This window comes from Synechococcus sp. OH2 (assembly GCF_047462155.1).
In the GTDB taxonomy this organism is placed as follows: domain Bacteria; phylum Cyanobacteriota; class Cyanobacteriia; order Thermostichales; family Thermostichaceae; genus Thermostichus.
Map to the genome: position 1 here is coordinate 21,164 of NZ_JANSIR010000077.1, position 2,828 is coordinate 23,991.

A 2,828-nucleotide genomic window follows, 5' to 3' on the forward strand; every position below is an offset into this window, starting at 1 on the left:
GACCAAGGTGCTTTTGCCCACCCCACTTTTGCCAATCACCAGGACATTACAGTGGCCCATTTCTGCCTCTGCTTCCAGCAGGCTCTCTTTGAACAGGTGGCCAGCCCAATCCCAAGGTTCCTGCGGTTTCCCCCCAGCCCGCGCAACTGTTTGATGGGTTAGGCGAATCAGTTTTTCTATCCAGGAGTGGCTTTCTGGCTCCGTTTGCGACATGCTCCATCTCCAGGTACGGGATCAACTGGGCTAACGCTCCCAGTCCAGTGTAAATCGGGAAGATGCGGCTACTCCCTGACCAGCCCACCGGTTCTGCTGCAACAAGCACTTTGTTGAGAGCTATTCACAAGAACTGTTGAGTTAGACTATGCTGGGGTGAGGATAGCCCCAAGAAACCCTGGATCTGTCCACTCGAGTAGGCTGGACAACTAGCTCTCTTACTTCGGAGAACCTTGCCCTATGTCTGAAACCTCAACCTTGCGCCAGTCCTTCAACAGCGTGCGCAACAACCCTGTCTCCCTCGGCCTGGAGGTGACCCAGCCGATCTGCGAGGGGATGAACGCCCTTCTGGCCAGCTTCCAAGGGCTGTACTTGCAGTACCAGAAGCATCACTTCGTGGTGGAGGGCACCGAGTTCTACCCGCTACACCAATTGTTCAAGGATCACTACGAGCAGGTGAGGGAACATGTCCACGACCTGGGAGAGCGCCTCGAAGGTTTGGGGAGTGTGCCGGTAGCCACCTTCGCTACCTTGGCCCGCCTCTGCTGCTTTACCCCTGAGCCGGATGGCGCTTTTGAGGCGCGGCAAATGTTGCAAAATGACCTGGCGGCAGAGCAGGCCATCATCGATTTGCTGCGGCGCCAAGCCGCCCAAGCGGAAAGCCTAGGGGATCGCGCCACCCGCTACCTCTACGAGCAGATTCTGCTCAAGACGGAAGACCGGGCCTTCCACCTCAACCACTTCCTGGCCAACGACAGCCTAGTGTTTGGCTTGATGGACGGCAGAGCTTAGTCAGGATCTGGGGCAGGTTCGCCGGCCAGGTGACCTGTCCTTAGGCCTGAGGGCTTATTTTTGTAAGCATTTGTTGAAAATTCATATCATTACTGCCCGATTGGGTTTAGATTTATTTGCCGAGGTTTTGCTCCTAGCCATGAACCCTGTATCTTTTGAGGGCAGCTATTGTTTGCAGATCCCCTTAGGGGAACGCTGGCGCATTGGGCGGCGGCTGGTGGAGTTGGGGATCCCGGCGGTCTGTGCAGGAGATGGCCATTTACAGGTGCAGGTGGACACGCCTCTGGCCCTGTTGCAGGTGCGCAGCGTGATCCGCCAATACACGGCGCGGCGGCGGGAGTTATTGGACAGCCTAGAGACGTGTTGGCAGCTCAACACCGAGCCTGGGGGACAAGATGAGCAAGTTGGCTAAGCAAAGGATCCCGTTTGAGTCAGAAGGTCAGTTCCTGGGATTTCTTCCCGATAAGGATGGCAAGCTCAAGTATTTGCGCTGGCAGGCCGGAGCGGAAGTGTTTGCCGGCAAGATCCCCAAGCCGCTGCGCTCTGAGCTCTACCGCAGCCTCAAGCCAGGGGATAGGGTGCAGATTGCGGGGGAGCGGGAAGTGGATCTGCTCAAGGGGCGGGAGAAATGGGTGCTCTACCGCGTGGTTCCTGTCCAGGCTTCCCCGGTAGCAGCCATGTCTTCCCCGAAGGCCGCTCCCGGATCGGAGGAAGCGAGAAAAGGGGTCGTCTTGGTCTGCCAGAAGTCCGACTGCTGTCGGCGGGGGGCGCTGGAGGTGATGCAGGCTCTGCAGGCTCACCTAGCAGCCTATGGGGGCATCCGCGTGCAGGGGGTGGGCTGCCTGAAGGACTGCAAACGGGGGCCGAACGTGGTGTTCCTGCCCGACAAGGCTCGCTACAGCGGCGTTTCTTCGCAAGAGATCCCGGCTTTGTTGGAGCGGCATTTTCCGATTGCTTCGTTGCAGGGACAGCAGGTTGAGACGGCGGCTTCCTCCTGACGCTCATGCTGATCCCCCCACGGGCGAGCGGATTTCCCTTGACTTTTCGCTTAATTTTCACTGGTGGCGGGCCACAATTGATGTCCTCACCCCCGCCCCCTCTCCCTCAGGGAGAGGGGAGTTAGGGAGACGCGTTCGCGACAGCGTTGCGCAGCAATAGCGATGTGACGAGAGGTTTTATTGCTGCTTGAAATAAAGGGGTGCAGCAGGAGTTTCCCTGGGGTGAAGCGAGATCCTGATGGCTAGGTAGTACAAGGGATCCTTGTCTGTGTGATGCTACAAACAGAGGCAGGCTAGGAGAGGGAACAGACCTTGCGAGTGGGGATCATCGGCACCGGCTACGCGGCTCGCTCACGGGCTGAGGCCTTGCGCAAAGATGGGCAAGTGGAGATTGTGGCTGTTGTCGGTCGATCCCCCGAGCGGAGTGCTACTTTTGCCGCCGAGTTTGGGGCTGTTGCCTATTTCGACTGGTCTTCTCTCTTCCGCGAGCAGCGGCTGGATCTGGTTTTTGTCAGCACCATCAATCGGGATCATGGGGCCATTGCCCGCGCTGCGCTGGAAGCAGGGATCCACACTGTCGTTGAATATCCTCTTGCCCTCAGCCTTGCCGAAGCCCGGTCGCTGGTGCAATTGGCAGCCGAGCGGCGGTTGCTGTTGCACGTGGAGCACATCGAGCTCCTCAGCGGCATCCACCTGTTGCTGAGGGGGGAGCTGGAAGGGCTGGGCAAGTTGTTTGCCGTCCGCTACATCACCCTCACCGCCACCCACCCCGCCCCCGACCGCTGGACCTACCGGCCTGAGCTGTTTGGCTTCCCCCTCATGGGG

Annotated in this window: 4 protein-coding genes and 1 pseudogene; 4 read left to right on the forward strand and 1 reads right to left on the reverse strand. The window is 58.8% G+C overall.

The features are described from left to right. A pseudogene (locus tag NW835_RS06565) lies at nt 1-213 on the reverse strand (GTP-binding protein); the annotation flags it as partial. 240 nt (nt 214-453) lie between these two features. Here NW835_RS06565 and NW835_RS06570 point away from each other — a divergent pair. From NW835_RS06570 to NW835_RS06585, 4 genes are all read left to right on the forward strand, one after another. Continuing rightward, a complete protein-coding gene (locus NW835_RS06570; RefSeq protein WP_414414841.1) occupies nt 454-1,005 on the forward strand; it encodes a Dps family protein in 552 nt (183 codons plus the stop codon). A gap of 139 nt (nt 1,006-1,144) precedes the next feature. Continuing rightward, nucleotides 1,145-1,417: an Asr1405/Asl0597 family protein gene (locus NW835_RS06575; protein WP_414385149.1), complete on the forward strand. Its 273-nt coding sequence runs from the start codon at nt 1,145-1,147 to the stop codon at nt 1,415-1,417. Next, nucleotides 1,401-2,003 carry a (2Fe-2S) ferredoxin domain-containing protein gene (locus NW835_RS06580; RefSeq protein ID WP_414414842.1) on the forward strand — a complete coding sequence of 201 codons (603 nt, stop codon included), beginning with the start codon at nt 1,401-1,403 and terminating at the stop codon, nt 2,001-2,003. The genes NW835_RS06575 and NW835_RS06580 overlap by 17 nt, the downstream gene beginning before the upstream one ends. 318 nt (nt 2,004-2,321) lie before the next feature. After that, on the forward strand, nt 2,322-2,828 hold a 507-nt coding region (locus NW835_RS06585; protein ID WP_414414853.1), incomplete at its 3' end, for a Gfo/Idh/MocA family protein.